The sequence below is a fragment of the Streptomyces sp. NBC_00237 genome (assembly GCF_026342435.1).
In the GTDB taxonomy this organism is placed as follows: Bacteria; Actinomycetota; Actinomycetes; order Streptomycetales; family Streptomycetaceae; genus Streptomyces.
In genome coordinates this window covers 1,140,661-1,155,828 of record NZ_JAPEMT010000003.1, presented here as the reverse complement: position 1 = coordinate 1,155,828, position 15,168 = coordinate 1,140,661, and the positions used below count along the sequence as shown (strand labels likewise).

Sequence of the window (15,168 nt, the reverse complement as noted above, 5' to 3'; positions counted from 1 at the left end):
GGATGCCTGTGACCGTAACATCGAATCGATGTTCACATCGATTCGATGTAGTTGTGCGAGGATGGGCTCATGCTGGAACTCGCGATACTCGGCTTCCTGGCCGAGGCCCCCCTGCCCGGACACGAGCTGCGCCGCCGCGTTGTACAGCTGACCGGCTACACACGGCCGGTCAGTGATGGCAGCCTGTACCCGGCGATCAATCGCCTGACCAAGGCGGGCTTGATCGAGAGGCGTGCCGACCCGGCCGCGGGGGCGGCCCGGTACGTGCTCAGCCTGACCGCGGCCGGGCGGGCCGAAATGCTTCAGCGTCTGTGCAAGCCCGCCGACCACGAGATCACCGACTTCACCCGGTTCTACGTCGTCCTGGCATTTCTCTCCCACCTGCCCGTCGTGGCCGAACAGCATGCGGTGCTGCGCAGACGGCTGGAGTTCCTGGAAGAACCGGCGAGCTTCTTCTACGACAACGAGCGGCCCCTGTATGCCGAGGAGATCGCCGACCCCTACCGGCGGGGCATGCTGCTCACCGCCCGCGCCACCAGCCGCGCCGAACGGACCTGGCTGCGCGAGACCCTCGGCGAGAAACCGCCCGCATTCGACACCGCATGCACCGACAGCGATATGCATGCGCCCGCCGCTCCCGCGAGCTGACTGCCTACGGAGGTACCCCCATGCTTGCTTCCTGGTACGACGACCAGGGCCCCGCCGCCGATGTCCTGCACGTTGGCGAACTCCCTGATCCCGTCCCCGGCCCCGGCGAGGTCCGCGTCCGCGTCACCGTCTCGGGCGTTAACCCCGGTGACACCAAGAAACGGCGCGGCTGGCTCGGCTCGTCCATGCCCTACCCGCGAGTGATCCCGCACAGCGACGCCGCCGGAGTCATTGACGCCGTGGGCGCCCAAGTCGACGCCCGCCGCGTCGGACAACGGGTCTGGGTGCACGGTGCCCAGTCCTACCGCCCCTTCGGCACCGCCGCCCAGTACACCGTCGTACCCGACCACCAGGCCGCACCTCTGCCCGACCACCTCAGTGACGAGCTGGGCGCGAGCCTCGGCATCCCCGGCATCACCGCCCACCGCACCGTCTTCGCCGACGGCCCGGTCGACGGCCAACTGGTCCTGGTCCACGGAGTTCTCGGCGGCGTCGGCTCCCTGGCCGCCCAGCTCGCCCACTGGGCCGGCGCCACCGTGATCGCGACCGTCCGCCGCACCGAGGACCTCGACCACATCGACCCGGCCGTCGTCTCCCACGCCGTCGCCCTGGACACTGGCGACCCCGCCGCTGCCATCCGCGCGCACGCGCCGCGGGGCGTCAACCGGATCATCGAGGTCGCGCTGTCCGACAACGCCGACCTCGACAACGCCGTCGCCGCCAACAACGCCGTCATCGCCGCCTACGCCACCCGCACGGACCGCACCGAGATCCCCTTCTGGCCACTGCTGTTCAACAACGTCACCCTCCGGCTCCTCGGCAGCGACGACTTCCCCGCCGAGGCCAAGCGCCAGGCCGCCCGCGACCTCACCTCCGCAGCCGCTGTCGGCGCCCTCACTGTCGCCGTCGGCGACTGTTACCCGCTGGACGACATCGCCAAGGCCCACGACCACGTCGACGCCGGCGGTCGCCACGGCCGCATCCTGCTCACCATCCCCCAATAGCGCAGACTCGGAACACCGGCCCGTTACCAGCAACCCCCGTCTCATTGACGGCTACTGGATCGCTCACCCCACACGACTAAGTGTTGTCCCGTAAATGATCTTCGGTGTGGCCCGGGTGCGGTCGGTCGTTGCGGGATCTGCCGCCTATCCGGCGAGGTTGAGGTTGTGCAGACGGGCGATACCGAGCATGGCGTGGTGGACGCCGTCGCCCTTGAGGCGGCAATCGCGCAGGATCTTCCAGCACTTCATGCGGGCGAAGACGTGCTCGACGCGTGCGCGGACCTTTTTGTGGGACTTGTTGTGAGTCCGTTGCCAGTCGGCCAGTTCTTCGCCTTTGCGGCGGCGGTGCGGCATTACCAGGCCGGTGCCCGGGTAGCCGCCGTCCGCGATGGTCATGGTCTTGCCGACCGCATCCTTCGCACCGGATTCCTCCCATGCCTTGCAGTCGTTGCGGTTGCCGGGCAAGGGGCGGCCGACCACGACGACGAGTTGGGTGTCGGCGTCGATGACGACCTGGTGGTTCGTCGAGTAGCGGTAGTTCTTCGACTGCTCGGCCACGGTGTGGTCGCGGGTGGGCACCAGGGTGCCGTCCACGATCAGCACGGTGTCCTTACGAAATCGCCGACGCGGCTGGAGCGCGAGCTTGGGGCCGAGATGGTCGATGATCCGGTCGGCGGCCGACTTCGAGACGCCGAAGAGCGGGGCGAGTTGGCGCAGCGTCAGGTTGGTGCGCCAGTACGCCGCGACCAGCAGAACCCGGTCCTCCAGCGTCAGGCTCCACGGCCGTCCACGCCGCGGCTCATCCGAGACCTCGCGCCGCACGGCGGTCATCAACTTGCCGAAGCCGCGCGGGCTCAGCCCGGTGAACGGGGCTATCCAAGACGGCTCCGACGCCGTGATCACACCAGCCACATCAAGATCATCTCACCCATGACCAGGTGTTACGGGACAGCCCTTAGCAGGTCCAGGACGGCCTGCCGGTAGACGGCGTAGACCTGGGGCAGGGTGGCGAGGTCGGCGCGTTCGTCGATCCCGTGCAGGCCCTCGTACGCCACCCCGAAACCGGCCGTCGCCCGGATGCCCTCACCGGCCAGCAGGTTGCCGATGTTGCTGGGGCCCGCGGTCTTCGGCCGCACCGACAGTCCTTCCCGGGCTGTGGCCGCCAGGAGTGCCGCGGCGGGCTGCTCGTCCTCATCGAGGCGGAAAGGCGGCCAGGACGCGACCGGGACCACCTCCGTCGGTACGGGGGCAGGCAGGTCGGCGTCGAGTTCGGCGACCGCCTTGCGGACCACGGTCTCCGCGTCGTGTGCGTCGAAGGAGGGGGTGGTGCGTACGTCGACGTTCAGCTCGCACCGGGAGGGCGTCACCGAGAAGCCCTGCCCGCCGTGCAGGGCGGTCACCGACAGCTTCGGCCCCAGCGGGAACTCCGAGCCGGTGCCCGGGCCGGGGAGTTGCGCCTCGTCCAAGAGCCGTACGAGGTGGGCGGCGCGGGAGATCGCGCCCACCACCTGGCGGGACGATCCCGAGTGCCCGGAGGGGGCATGGACGGCGAGGGTGGCCCGCCACAGGCCCCGGCCGCCGACCACGACGTCCTCCAGCCCCGGGTAGCCGATCATCACGCCTACCGGGCGGACCGCGTGCGGGTCGGCGAGGTAGGCGCGGGCGCCGCCGAAGGCGCCGGTGTGCTCGTCGACGTCCAGGAGCACGGCCAGCCCGCCGGCCAGGTCGGCGGCGCGGGGCCGGAGTTCGGCGGCGAGGTGGCAGAACAGGGAGGCGGCCAGCTTGGAGTCGGCCGCGCCCCGGCCCCGCAGCCAGCCGTCCACGACGTCGCCGCTGTCCGGGGGGAACGACCAGGCGGCTTCGTCACCGTACGGGGCGGTGTCGACGCAGGCGTCCAGCGTCCACCACTCCCCCGAGCGCCCCCCGGCGATCTCTACCAGCAGGCCCACCACCTGACCGTCGCTGTCCTGCAGGCGGCGGTGCGGCAGAGCGTGGGCTGCGAGCCAGGATTCGAGGACTTCCAAGACCGGCCCGTAGTCGTCGATCCCGCCCCGGCTGGGCCGTCGGATCAGCTCCTGCGCCAGCGCCACCACGGACGCCATCCGCTCCTCGGAAACGGTTCGACGGTTGTTGCTCACGCTTCTCCCCACCACGTCAGGCGTTCCGTACCGGCAGTGCGCGGACGGCCTCGATCGTCTCCACCGGCCGTGCGGACGCGCACGCCTCCCGCCCATGGTGAACCAGCCCCACCGCCGCCTCCCGCCCCAGCACGATCCCGCAGTCGAAACCCTCCGCACCGTGGAACGACGGCAGCGGGACAACCGCCGCCGTTTCAGAAGCCACGAAGAACCGCTCCATCGCTGCGGCCGGTTCGACCATCCCGATGTGGAGGGTCTTGACGCCGTGGTGGCGGGCGGCGGGATCGCGCAGCTCCAGCAGCCGCGCCAGGTGGCCGACGAGTTCACGGTGGCGGGGCGGCCCGTACAGCACCCGGTAATGCACCAGGTCCGGCTCCTGCGCCACCGCGGTCTCGATCGCCGCCAGATACGCCTTCTCCCGCGACCGGCTGCCGGTGACCACCAGCTGCTCGCGGGCGCCCGCCGCGACCTCGATCATCGCCTCGACCAGCTCGGTCCACCGGGTAAGCACCCTGACAACCTCCGTGATCCCGGACATCTCCAACACGCTGGTGGCCGCCCCGTCCTGATGGGCGAACAACACCTCCGGCCGCTCCCGGTACAACCGGCACAGCCCTGCCCGGTTCCGCTTCCCCGTCCGCTTACGCCCCGACTCCCACGCACTGACCAGACTCGCATCCGCCGCCAGCCCGGTGAGCGCGTTCAACGCCTCCGCGGTCTCCTCCAGCGTCATGTTCCGCGCATCCCGGGCCCGCCGCAGCGCGGACTCCACGCCTTCCTCCACCATCACGATCCCCTCGCCGTGCACGAGTGCTCCTGGATGTGGCCGTACAGCCAGTACACAGCAACAGGGCGCCGTCTGGGGCGAGTTGGTGACGGACGGAGGGCCCCTTGAGACATTCGGCCTGATCCAAGGCCAGGGCGGGCTCGGGCCGGCCGGAGCTACGGCTGGTCCAGGCCCGCTCTCGCAGTGGCTGCCCTTTCGGGCAGTGTCCGGGCGGCCGTCAGCAGACGGCGCTGGGCAGGGCCAACTTGCCGTGGGCCAGCAGCCACGGGACCACGTCGGCGGCCCGGAAGCGCGGGTTCGCCGCCGGGCCCTGGGCCAGTGCGGGGAAGTCGGGCAGACGCCGCCACCGGGCCCCGGCCGCCCGCCGCACCCGGCGATCCGGCTCACCCGCGCCAGCGGCACCAGGTGCTCGCCTTCGTCCGGGGTGAGCGCGGCCAGCGGGGAGCGGCGGCCCCGGCCCACCAAACGCAGAGCAGACCAATCGACGTCGTGCCGTACGAGCGGGAGCAGCGCGACGTCGAGGCCGGCGTACAGGTCGACGGCGACGAGGCCGCCGCGGGAACTGCTGTAGGTGATTGTGACTGTGCGGGAAGGGCGCAGCCAGCCCAGGCGGCGGAGCTCGTGGAGGTCGGTACGGCGTACGCCGAGGCGGATGGCCGCCTGTTCGGGTCCGAGGTAACGGGCACCCCGACCTTCTTGATCTCCCGCCACCTACCAGTACAACGTAGCCCTTCCATGCCGGGCAATCCCACAGTCAAGATCCCCGACTGTGAGGATGGAGAGGCACCGCTCGAGGGTCTGACCCGATCCCCGATTGACGCTTCGGCTGTCCTCACTCTGAATCGTCGACCTTCCGAGCGGTGCCGTCTCGTGCACCGGCCGGCGATCGTGACCTCATAGAAGCTTGACCCGTGTGGTCCCATCACAGTCGTGTCCGTCTGCCGACCGGTGCGCGCGAGCCCATTCGCCGCGCACGGAAGGAACCCGGCCACCATGTCACAGGCCATCGAGGTGATCGGCGGGATCGACACTCATACCGATGTTCATCAGGCCGCTGTCATCGACACCATCGGCCGCCACCTGGGCACCAAGGCGTTCCCCACAACGCCCGCGGGTTACCGGGACCTGCTGGAGTGGCTGCATTCCCACGGCCGAGTACTTGTCGTAGGCATGGAGGGCACCGGCTCCTTCGGCGCCGAACTCGGGCGTCACCTCCGAGCCAGCCAGATCGCCGTAATCGAAGTGGACCGACCCGATCGTCGGGCTCGCCGAGCATCGGGGAAGTCGGACTCCATCGATGCCTACGCCGCGGCAACCGGGGTCCTCGCGGGCCACGCCACAGGAACCCCGAAGGATCGCGATGGTGCGGTCGAGGCGATCCGCGGACTGCGCGTCGTACGTGCCAGCGCCGTCAAGTCCCGCACTCAGACCATCAACCAGATCAAATCACTGATCATCACCGCGCCTGCCGCGGTACGTGAGGCACTCCGCTCGCTGGCCACCCCCGAACTGGTCCGACGGCTGGTTGCCAGCCGTCCCGGCGCCGAACTCGCCGATCCTGGCACAGCCGTCAGAATCGCCCTCAAGCGCCTGGCCAAGCGGTACCTGCACTTGAGCGAGGAGATAGCGGACGCTGACCTGCGCTTCCTGATCTCCCGCACCACGCCCGGCCTGCTCGCGCTCCCGGGCGTCGGGACCGAGACTGCCGGACAGCTGCTGGTCACCGCTGGAGACAACCCCGACAGGCTCGCCTCGGAAGCGTCCTTCGCCCGCCTGTGCGCCGCCGCGCCCGTGCCGGCCTCTTCTGGGCGCACCGACCGCCACCGGTTCAATCGTGGCGGAGACCGCCAGGCCAACCGTGCGCTGCACACCATCGTGCTGGTCCGCATGCGCCACGACCCGCGCACCCGCGACTACGTCGCACGGCGCACCTTGGAAGGACTCAAGAAGAAGGACATCTTCAGATGCCTCAAGCGGTTCGTCGCGCGCGAGGTCTACCACCACGTCACCAGCGAGTTCAGCAGCGCAACCGACCTTTCTCCCGCCGCTTGACGATCTATAGAAGCTTCAGAGTCAAGCTGACGGGGGCAGGGGTGCCGCTCAGGCGTCCGCCGGTGCTTCCTGACCGGTCTCCTCAGCTGCCACGGTAGCGCCGACCAGGCGCAACGTCTCCTCAATGAAGGCCCGTACCGTCGGGGTCTGCGCCCCGGCCGCCGTCGCCACGGAGATGGTACGGGTCAGGGAGGGGCGGCACGGGAGGTAGCGGACGCCGGGCGGACCAGAGCGGCGCACCATCTCCGGGGCCATCGCGACGGTGAGTCCCGCCGCGACCAGATGCATCTGCGTGGCGTAGTCGCCCAGGCAGTGGCGGACCTCCGCCTCCACCCCGTGCGCGCGCAGCAGTTGCAGGAGGGATTCCTGCGCGTCGCTCCCCTCCGGGCAGCTCGCCCACACCTCCCCGTGCAGTTCTCCGAGGGCCACCGATTCCCGGTCGGCGAGACGGTGGTTCTCGTGGACGGCGAGGGCGACGTCCTCCTTGACCAGGGTGGTGGTGTGCACCCCCGGCGGCAGGTGCGCGGGCCTGTGCACCCAGCTCTCCGTAATGACGGCGTCCAACTGACGGGTCCGCAGCAGGGGAAGCATGGCCGTGGGCTCGCCGTCGCTCAACTCCGGTTCCAGCCGTGGGTGGCGCTCGATGAGGTGGCGCAGACTGCGGGGCACGAGATCGCGCAGGGCGCTGGAGACGGAGCCAATGCGCAGCGGCCCCGCCACGACGCCGTGGATGTTCGCCAGATCGCGCTCCGCGTCCTCGGCGGTGATCGCCATCTCCCGGGCGGAGGCGGCCAGTACGCGGCCCGCGGCGGTCAACCGGATTCCACGGCCGTCCGGCTCAACCAACTGGACCTGGGTCTCCTTCTCCAGCTTGCGGATGTGCTGCGACACGGCGGGGCCGGTGATGTGCAGCGCGGCCGCCGCCGCCCCGACCGAACCGTGCTGCCCCACCGCCGCGAATACGCGCAGTCTTTCCCAAGTGAACATATAAGTCAGGCTAACGGAAGCACATAACGAAACCTGACTAGTGTTACTCGATTACTGATGGCAACGTGATCACTGCCGGTCCGGACGGGCGGACGCCTTCCGCCCCCGCTGCCGCAGCTCATTCAATTCACCATTGACGCACCGGAGTTCGAGAGGCTCGCGCTGATGCGGCCTGCTCGGAATCCGCCGGATACGCAGAAGGAGGAGCGGATTGTGGGAAGTGCCACAGTGGAAATCCACTCTCCATTGATCGACGCCGGGTTCGCCCGCTACAACAGCGCGGACCTTCTCAGGGAACTCCCCGATTCTGACGCCGATGCGCTGTTCGACCGCCTGCGGGCGGCGTTCGCGAGTCTTCCCGCCGACCCGTACGCCGGGGACGCCAACCGGTACCGCAGGTACGACCGCGGGGTGTACGTCCCCTGGGAAGGCACCTTCAGCTGGCTGCCGTTGGGCCACGATCCGGTGCTCGGCCCCGTCACCGAGTATTACCAGGGTGACCACAACCCCGAACACCCGGGCGAGCGACGCCGGTTCGCTGCACTGCCCCCCGACGTGCGCTCGAACGCACTGCTGCGGGAGATCATCCGCTTCGACGCCGCGGAGGCCGCCCGGCTCGCCGCACTGAGCGACGGACTCCTGCACGTCGGGGTGCACTTCATCAAACTCGGCGTGGAGAGCGCCGAGGACGAGGCCGTGCCGTCGCCCAACGCGCTGCACCAGGACGGTGAACCCTTCACGTTCGCCCACCTCATCAGCCGCGACAACGTCAGCGGGGGCGTGAACGTGATCGCCCCGCCGCGTTGCGCCGGGCTGCGCCCCAGCGAGATCTCACCCGCCCTGCTCCAGGCCGAGTTCACCCTGGAGAACCCGCTCGACTCGTACGGGGTTTACGACCCCAAGGTCAGTCACTACGTCAGCCCGGTGCGCCGCGGCCCCGAGGAACGGCGCGGCGAACGGTCCATCCTTCTGGTCGACTTCACGCCGTACGTCCCCCACATCTGACGACTCCGGCACGTTCGCGCGCATCCGACGCGTTCCGCACGTTCTCGCACCTCCGCTGTCCGCCACGGGACCGGCTCCGGCCGTGGCCGGCCCGCGCCGTGCCGCCCCCACCACCGAGGATCTCCATGACCAGCGACCCCACGGCGCCCCGACGCTATCTCATCGTCCCCATGCACCCGACTCCCAACGGGCGCATGCACATCGGCCACGCGGCCGGTGCCTACCTGCGCGGCGACGTCATCGCCCGGCACCTGCGCCGGGCCGGCCACGAGGTGTCCGTCATCAGCGGCACCGACGCCTACGAGAACTGGATCCAGCTCGCCGCCCTGGAGGCCGACCACACTCCGGCCGAGACCTGCTGGCGCTTCCACGCCCTGATCGGGGAAGACCTGCGCAGTCTCGGCGTGCAGCTCGACCAGTGGATCTCTCCGCTGGACGAACTCCACACCGAAGGCTACCGGCAGACCCACGAACAACTGCTGCGGGAGCTGGCCGCCCGGGGCGCCGCCGTACAGGTACCGGACCCGACGCCGCGCTCGAAGGACACCGGCCGCCACGTGATCGGCGTCTGGCTCCAGGGCGTCTGCCCCCAGTGCCGGACCCCCGGCGGCGGCAACGCGTGCGAGGAGTGCGGCTACCACTATCAGCCGGCCGACATCCTCGAACCCCGTTCACGCCTGGACGAAGGCCCGCTGGTCTGGGAGGACTTCAAGAGCTGGTACCTCACGCCGTCCTCCGTGGAGGACCTCGTGGAGGCCGTGGGCGCCGCCGACGTGGCCGAGGACTTCGCCGCGGTCGCCACCGCCTACCTGCGCCAGGCGAAGGGCCGGGTACGGCTCTCCCAGCCGGGCGACTGGGGCATCCCCAGCGAACTCGCGGGACCCGAGGGGGTGCTGAGCAACCCGTACTACGGCTTCAGCCTCTACTGCGGCGAGGTGCACCGGCGGCTGCACAACGACACGCACAACGCCTTCGACCGGGAGTCGGACGTGATCACCGTCGGGCTGTTCGGCATCGACAACGCCGTCGGCGGCGTCGCCGCCAGCAACGCGATCGCTCTGGCCCACGGCGGTCTCAAGCCCTTCGACCACATGGTCACCAACCACTTCCTCAACTTCGAGGGCGAGAAGGTCTCCACCAGCCGTCGGCACGGCATCTGGCTGGGCGAACTGCTCGCCCGGACCTCGGCGACCTCCGACGAACTGCGGTATCACCTCAGCCACACCGCGCTGGAACGCGCCGCCGGGAACTTCACCGCGGAGTCCTTCATCGAGAGCGTCAACCAGGTCCGCGCCAAGCTGGGCTCCCTCGGTACGGGCCTCACCGACCTCACCGGCCCGCCCGATGCCGTACGACTCGAACAGGCCGTAGCCGCCGTGCAGGAGCAGGGGCGGCACCTGGACCCCGGTGCGTCCGTCTCGCTGCCCGCCGCCGTCGCGGTGCTCGACGCGTGGCTGGCCGCTTGGCCTGCGGACGACGACCCCGGCTGGCTGACCGGACTGGCGCTGCTCGCGGAGCCCTTCATGCCGGACTTCGCCCAACGGCTGTGGACGGACCTCGGACTGCCGGGCCGTCCCCACCTGGGCGCCGTCGCCGCGTACGCCTCGCCCGCACTCTCCGCCGTACCCGCCCGGTCCACCCGCCCGGCCGCCCACGGCCGGGCCGCAGGACCCTCACCGCTCACCGCCGACGAGATAGCCGGCGTTTCTCACCACAGGAGCCAGTCGTGACCGTCCCCAGCCCGCAGAGCGTTCCCACCACCGGCCCCGAGGGCCTGTTCGACGTCCTCGGCATCGGCGTCGGCCCGTTCAACCTGAGCACCGCCGCCCTCCTGCCGAAAGCCGCATCCCTCACCGCGCAATTCATCGACAGGAAAGACGAGTTCACCTGGCATCCGGGACTTCTCTTTCGCGACGCCACTCTCCAGTCCCCTTCCCTGAAGGACTGCGTCACCCTCGTCGACCCGACCAGCGAATACAGCTTCCTGAATTACCTGGCCCGCAATCGCAGGCTCAATCGATTCGTCGTCGCCGACTACCCGAACGTACGGCGGGCGGAATTCAACGACTACTTCCGCTGGATCTGCCAGAGCCTGGACACCGTGCAGTTCGGCACCGACGTGAGGTCGCTCACTTTCCACAACGGCACCTTCCACGCCGAGACCAACAGGGGCGACTACCGGGCGAAAGACGTCGTACTCGGCGTCGGCCGGGAGCCCTTCGTTCCCGAGGGCGCCCGCGCCCACCTCTCGGACACCGTCTTCCACGGCACCCAGTACCTGCTGCGCGATGTCGACGTCACCGGCAAGCGGGTGGCCGTCATCGGCGGCGGGCAGACCGGCGCGGAGATCTTCAACGATCTGATCGGCGACAACTCCCGGCTGCCGAGCGAGGTCACCTGGGTCACCCGGCGGGGCAACTTCGCCCCCTTCGACGAGTCCCCGTTCGCCAACGAGCTCTACGTACCCGGCTACACCCGGTACTTCCACTCGCAGACCGCCGCCGAGCGCGCCCGCCTGCTGCCGATGCAGAAACTGTCCAGCGACGCGATCCTCCAGCCGCTGCTGGAGAACATTCACCGCCGCCTGTACGAACTGGACTACCTGGAGCCCCGGGGGCTGCGCCACCGTCTGCTGGTGGACCGCCAGTTCACCAAGCTGTCACCCGCCCGGGGAACCGGCGGCTGGGTACTGGAGCTGGAGAACCCGGCCGGTCTCGAAGCCGTCGAGGCGGACGTCGTCATCCTCGCCACCGGTTTCACCCACGGCATCCCCGCCGTCCTGGACCAGCTCCGCGACCGCCTCGTCCTGGACGAGGCGGGACGGCCGGAGGTCAATGAGGACTTCTCCCTGCGCTGGGACGGACCCGCCGACCGGCGGATCTTCGCCCACAACATGGCGCTGCACTCACACGGCTGGATCGACCCGAACTTCGCCGGAATGGCCTGGCGCAGCGGCGTCATCGTCAACAGCCTGGCGGGCCGCTACGTGTACGACGTGGACGTGGACGGCACCACGGTCGACTGGGGCGGCAAGACCACCACACGCGGCGTCCCGGCACCGGAAACCGCCGGAGCGGCCACATGACGGAGACGACTGCCGGGCCCGGGCCGAACCCCGCACCTGCGGCCCCCGGCCGGGCGGTACGCGCGGAGGCCGCCCCGGGCCGGGCGGCGGCGGGCGCGGGGGCTGCCCCCGCGCCCGCCGCCGCCTGGACGGCCCACCCCTCGGGGCTGTGCGCGCTTGCCTGGTCGCCGGACGGCACCCGCATCGCCAGCGGGGGCAACGACGGAACCGTCCACGTGTGGGAGATCCGGGGCACGAGCGCGGTGCGCAGGTTCACCCTGCTCGGGCACCGGGGCTCGGTGCGCTGCCTCGCCTGGGCGCCCGACGGACGACGGCTGGCCTCCGGCGCGGAGGACGGCACCGTCGTCGTCTGGGACCCGGTGACGGCCGAACGCCTCTCCACGCCCCAGCGCGGCAGGCGTTGGGTGAACTCCGTCGCGTGGTCGCCGGACGGGCAGCTGCTGGCCGCGGCGGGCGGCGACCGGCGCATCGAGGTCACGGACGCGCGGGGCCGGGAGCTGGCACCATCCCTGGACAGCCCGTACGGAGTGTTCCTCAGCCTCACCTTCGACCCCGGCGGCACCGTTCTCGCCGCCACCTGCAGGGACTCCGCCGTCGCCCTGTGGGACACGTCGGACTGGACCCGGCGCGCGAGCCTGCCGGCCGGGCCCGGTTCCGTGTGGACGGTGTGCTGGTGGGAGGGTCACCTCGCCACCGGCAACGCGGCCGGACAGGTGCGCGTGTGGGACGTGGACGTGCCCGGCAGCGGGACGAACGCACGACCGGCCGCATCCGGTGCCTCCCGGGGACGGCCCGCCCCGGACGAGAGGCGTGACGCGTACGCCAGATTCACGGTGGACGGGCACGGCGGTGCGGTCGCCCGGGTCACCGTCGACCGCACCGGCACCCTCCTTGCGACGCTCTCGCACGATCAGACGGTCGCCGTGTGGGAGGTACGCAGCGGCCGTCCGGTCTGGCGGCTCACCGACGCCTACCCCGGCTGGACGGGCTGCCTGGAGGCGAGCCCCGCCGAGGACCTGCTGGCCGGTACGGACGCGTCCGGGCAGCAGATCCGCATCTGGCCGCTGCGCCCCGAGGAGCCCGCGCCCTCCCCCCGCGGCTCCCTGCACACGCGGGTGAACGACGTACTGGACGAGGTCCTCACAGCCGCCCGCCACGACGGACGGCACCTGACGCGCACGCCGCTCGCGACCAAACTCGTCTCACGCATACCCGAGTTGGTACGCCCGGAGGGTTGGGCGAGCGCCGCGCTGGAGCGGAGTGCCGATGCGGGGCGGACCGTGCTCCTGGGCGGCCGGGTGGCCGTGAGCGACCCCGAGGCACTGGGCAAGTCGGCGAGCCTGTCCGGCAGCCTGCTGGTGCACCGGGGCCAGGCGTGGATCAGGAGCACGGCACGGCCCGACGAGCTGTACGCCGTGGACGCGCTCGCCGAGGGACCGCCCGACCCCGCACCGGCCGGCGAGGCACCGGCGGTGGAACTGCGCTGGGCCGCCCCGACGGTGCCGGAACCCGCTCGCGTGCTGTCGGACGTCCTCGCCACAACCCTCTTCCGCTCCTGGTCGGCCTGGCGCCACGGTCTCGTGGCACTGGACGGCGCGGGCCACGCGGTACGGGTGTCCGCGGTACACCTCCCCGGCGGCGGACTGCGCGTACGCGTGGCCGCCGACCGCGCCGACCACCGCGAACTGATCGCAGGCCTCGTCGACCGGAGGGTCTCGCGGTACAACGGCGGCACTCGCGCCCTGCGGGGCGCCGCCTCCCTGCCGCTGTGGCGCCCTTCCGTGCTCCAGCCGTGGGACGAGGGCGCGGCCACGGCCTGGGCACTCGACGACAAAGACCTTCCGGAGGACGTCGCGCACCGTCTCGCGCTCGTCGACGAACAGGTCGACGACGAACGGCTGCGCCAGGAACGCCTGGTACTCGCCACGGGACCCACCGGGCCAACGGAGCCCGATGTGCAGATCTGGCACCTGCCCGAAGACCTCGCGGCAGCGGAGGAACTGGCGGTTCTGCTCGCGGGACTCGGCCTGAGCGCCTCCTTCGGCGACACCGCGCCCGAGCGGCTCGTCGCGGGAGGCCGAACGGCCCGGACGTGCGCGCTGCTGGTGACGCCCGCCCTGCGGACCTGGGCCGGCAGCCCGCTTGCCGCCCCGTACGCCGAACTCACCCGCACCACGGAGGCCCTGGGCAGACGTGTGCGCTGGCTACCGGTCAGCGTGGACCAGGCTGCCATGCCCGACGGACTCCCCGACCACCTGCACAGCTTCGACCGGTACGCACACGGCGGGGCCGACCGCACCACGCGGCGGCACAACCTGCTCGCGCTGCTCGGCGGCGTGCTCATCGACAGGACCCGCTCATGACGGACCGAACGACAAAGACCACGAGGACGAAGGCGACGCATTCGACAAGGGCGGCGGCACCGGACGTGTCGGAGGACCTGACGGCAGGGCTTGCCACCACCGCTGCGCGGGACCCCGACACCGCCCCGCCGAGCGGGCCGGGGACCGCGCGGACCGGTCCGCCGTGGACGGTGTGGCCGGCCCTCGGCGGCGCGCTGGTCCTGTGGGCCTCCGCGTTCGTGGGCATCAAGGCAACGCTGCACGACTTCGGCCCCGGGCCGATGGCTCTCCTGCGTTTCCTCATCGCCTCCCTGGCCGTCCTGGTGGTCTGGGTGGTGACGTCGCGGTTGCGCCGGACACCCCTGCGGCTGCCCGCGCGCGGGGACGTACCGCTCCTGCTGCTGTGCTCGCTCCTGCTCATCGTGATCTACAACCTCGGCGTCAACTTCGGCGAGCAGACGGTCAGTTCGGGCACCACCAGCTTTCTCGTCGGGCAGGTTCCGGTGTTCAGCGCCGTCCTGGCCGCGGCCATCCTCCGCGAGCGGGTGGCGGTGCTCGGGTGGGTCGGTATCGCCGTGGGCGTGGCGGGCACCGTGGTGATGCTCTACGCCGACCAGGCGGGCCTGCAGATCAACGCGGGAGCGCTGTACGTCCTCGGTGCGGCGCTCGCGGAGAGCCTGTACTTCGTGCTCTCCAAGCCGCTGCTGCGGAAGTACGGTCCGACGGAGCTGAACGTGTTCGTGACCGTGCCGGGCACCCTCATGATGCTGCCGTTCCTCGGCGCTCTGACCCGGGACCTGACAGACGCCTCGGCCGGCAGCGTCCTGGTCATGGTCTACCTGGGTGTCTTCCCCGCGGCGGTCGCCTACTTGCTGTGGAACCACGCGCTGTCCCAGTTGGACGTGGGCACCACGACCTCCGCGCTGTACGTGCTCCCGGTGGTCACGGTGGTCATCTCCTTCCTCGTACTGGGCGAACTCCCGGGCGCCTTCGGCCTCGTCGGGGGACTCGTCGCACTGGCCGGCGCGGTACTGGTGAACACCAAACGCGCGCGTTAAAAGGAACGGCCCGGAGGAAACGCGAAAGAGAATGCGCACGGTACGGCCCCGGGAGAATTACG

General features: G+C 70.6%; 13 protein-coding genes. 8 read left to right on the top strand and 5 right to left on the bottom strand.

The annotated features are described in order from the left end of the window. Nucleotides 1-69 precede the first annotated feature (69 nt). The gene (locus tag OG897_RS31855; RefSeq protein ID WP_266662245.1) at nt 70-648 is read left to right on the top strand and encodes a PadR family transcriptional regulator; all 579 of its coding nucleotides are present in this window, start codon (nt 70-72) and stop codon (nt 646-648) included. Nucleotides 649-668: 20 nt separating this feature from the next. Next, nucleotides 669-1,652, top strand: coding sequence for an NADPH:quinone reductase (locus OG897_RS31850; RefSeq protein ID WP_266662244.1), 984 nt, complete (start codon nt 669-671; stop codon nt 1,650-1,652). Between the two features lie 144 nt (nt 1,653-1,796). On the opposite strand, the gene OG897_RS31845 is transcribed toward OG897_RS31850, so the two are convergent. The 4 genes from OG897_RS31845 to OG897_RS31830 form a co-directional block, all read right to left on the bottom strand. After that, complete coding sequence (locus OG897_RS31845; RefSeq protein ID WP_266662242.1) at nt 1,797-2,564, bottom strand: transposase; 768 nt, start codon at nt 2,562-2,564, stop codon at nt 1,797-1,799. Nucleotides 2,565-2,593: 29 nt separating this feature from the next. Beyond that, nucleotides 2,594-3,754 (bottom strand): M20 family metallopeptidase, encoded by a 1,161-nt coding sequence (locus tag OG897_RS31840; RefSeq protein ID WP_266662532.1) that lies wholly within the window; start codon nt 3,752-3,754, stop codon nt 2,594-2,596. Between the two features lie 52 nt (nt 3,755-3,806). Further along, nucleotides 3,807-4,598 carry an XRE family transcriptional regulator gene (locus OG897_RS31835; protein ID WP_266662240.1) on the bottom strand — a complete coding sequence of 264 codons (792 nt, stop codon included), beginning with the start codon at nt 4,596-4,598 and terminating at the stop codon, nt 3,807-3,809. A 196-nt stretch (nt 4,599-4,794) separates the two neighbouring features. Next, the gene (locus OG897_RS31830) at nt 4,795-4,947 is read right to left on the bottom strand and encodes a hypothetical protein (RefSeq protein ID WP_266662238.1); all 153 of its coding nucleotides are present in this window, start codon (nt 4,945-4,947) and stop codon (nt 4,795-4,797) included. A 623-nt stretch (nt 4,948-5,570) separates the two neighbouring features. On the opposite strand from OG897_RS31830, the gene OG897_RS31825 reads away from it, so the two are divergent. Next, nucleotides 5,571-6,629, top strand: a complete 1,059-nt coding sequence (locus OG897_RS31825; protein WP_266662237.1) for an IS110 family transposase — start codon at nt 5,571-5,573, stop codon at nt 6,627-6,629. Between the two features lie 48 nt (nt 6,630-6,677). On the opposite strand, the gene OG897_RS31820 is transcribed toward OG897_RS31825, so the two are convergent. Next, nucleotides 6,678-7,616: a LysR family transcriptional regulator gene (locus tag OG897_RS31820; RefSeq protein ID WP_266662236.1), complete on the bottom strand. Its 939-nt coding sequence runs from the start codon at nt 7,614-7,616 to the stop codon at nt 6,678-6,680. Nucleotides 7,617-7,829: 213 nt separating this feature from the next. On the opposite strand from OG897_RS31820, the gene OG897_RS31815 reads away from it, so the two are divergent. From OG897_RS31815 to OG897_RS31795, 5 genes are all read left to right on the top strand, one after another. Then, the gene (locus OG897_RS31815) at nt 7,830-8,621 is read left to right on the top strand and encodes a 2OG-Fe dioxygenase family protein (RefSeq protein ID WP_266662234.1); all 792 of its coding nucleotides are present in this window, start codon (nt 7,830-7,832) and stop codon (nt 8,619-8,621) included. A gap of 125 nt (nt 8,622-8,746) precedes the next feature. Beyond that, on the top strand, nt 8,747-10,351 hold the full coding sequence (locus OG897_RS31810; protein ID WP_266662232.1) for a class I tRNA ligase family protein: 1,605 nt from the start codon (nt 8,747-8,749) through the stop codon (nt 10,349-10,351). Beyond that, entirely contained in the window at nt 10,348-11,706 is a 1,359-nt protein-coding gene (locus OG897_RS31805) for a lysine N(6)-hydroxylase/L-ornithine N(5)-oxygenase family protein (RefSeq protein ID WP_266662230.1), read from the top strand. Before OG897_RS31810 ends, OG897_RS31805 begins: the two co-directional genes overlap by 4 nt. Then, nucleotides 11,703-14,069: a WD40 repeat domain-containing protein gene (locus OG897_RS31800; protein ID WP_266662229.1), complete on the top strand. Its 2,367-nt coding sequence runs from the start codon at nt 11,703-11,705 to the stop codon at nt 14,067-14,069. The genes OG897_RS31805 and OG897_RS31800 overlap by 4 nt, the downstream gene beginning before the upstream one ends. Beyond that, nucleotides 14,066-15,106, top strand: coding sequence for a DMT family transporter (locus tag OG897_RS31795; protein ID WP_266662227.1), 1,041 nt, complete (start codon nt 14,066-14,068; stop codon nt 15,104-15,106). The genes OG897_RS31800 and OG897_RS31795 overlap by 4 nt, the downstream gene beginning before the upstream one ends. Nucleotides 15,107-15,168: the final 62 nt, after the last annotated feature.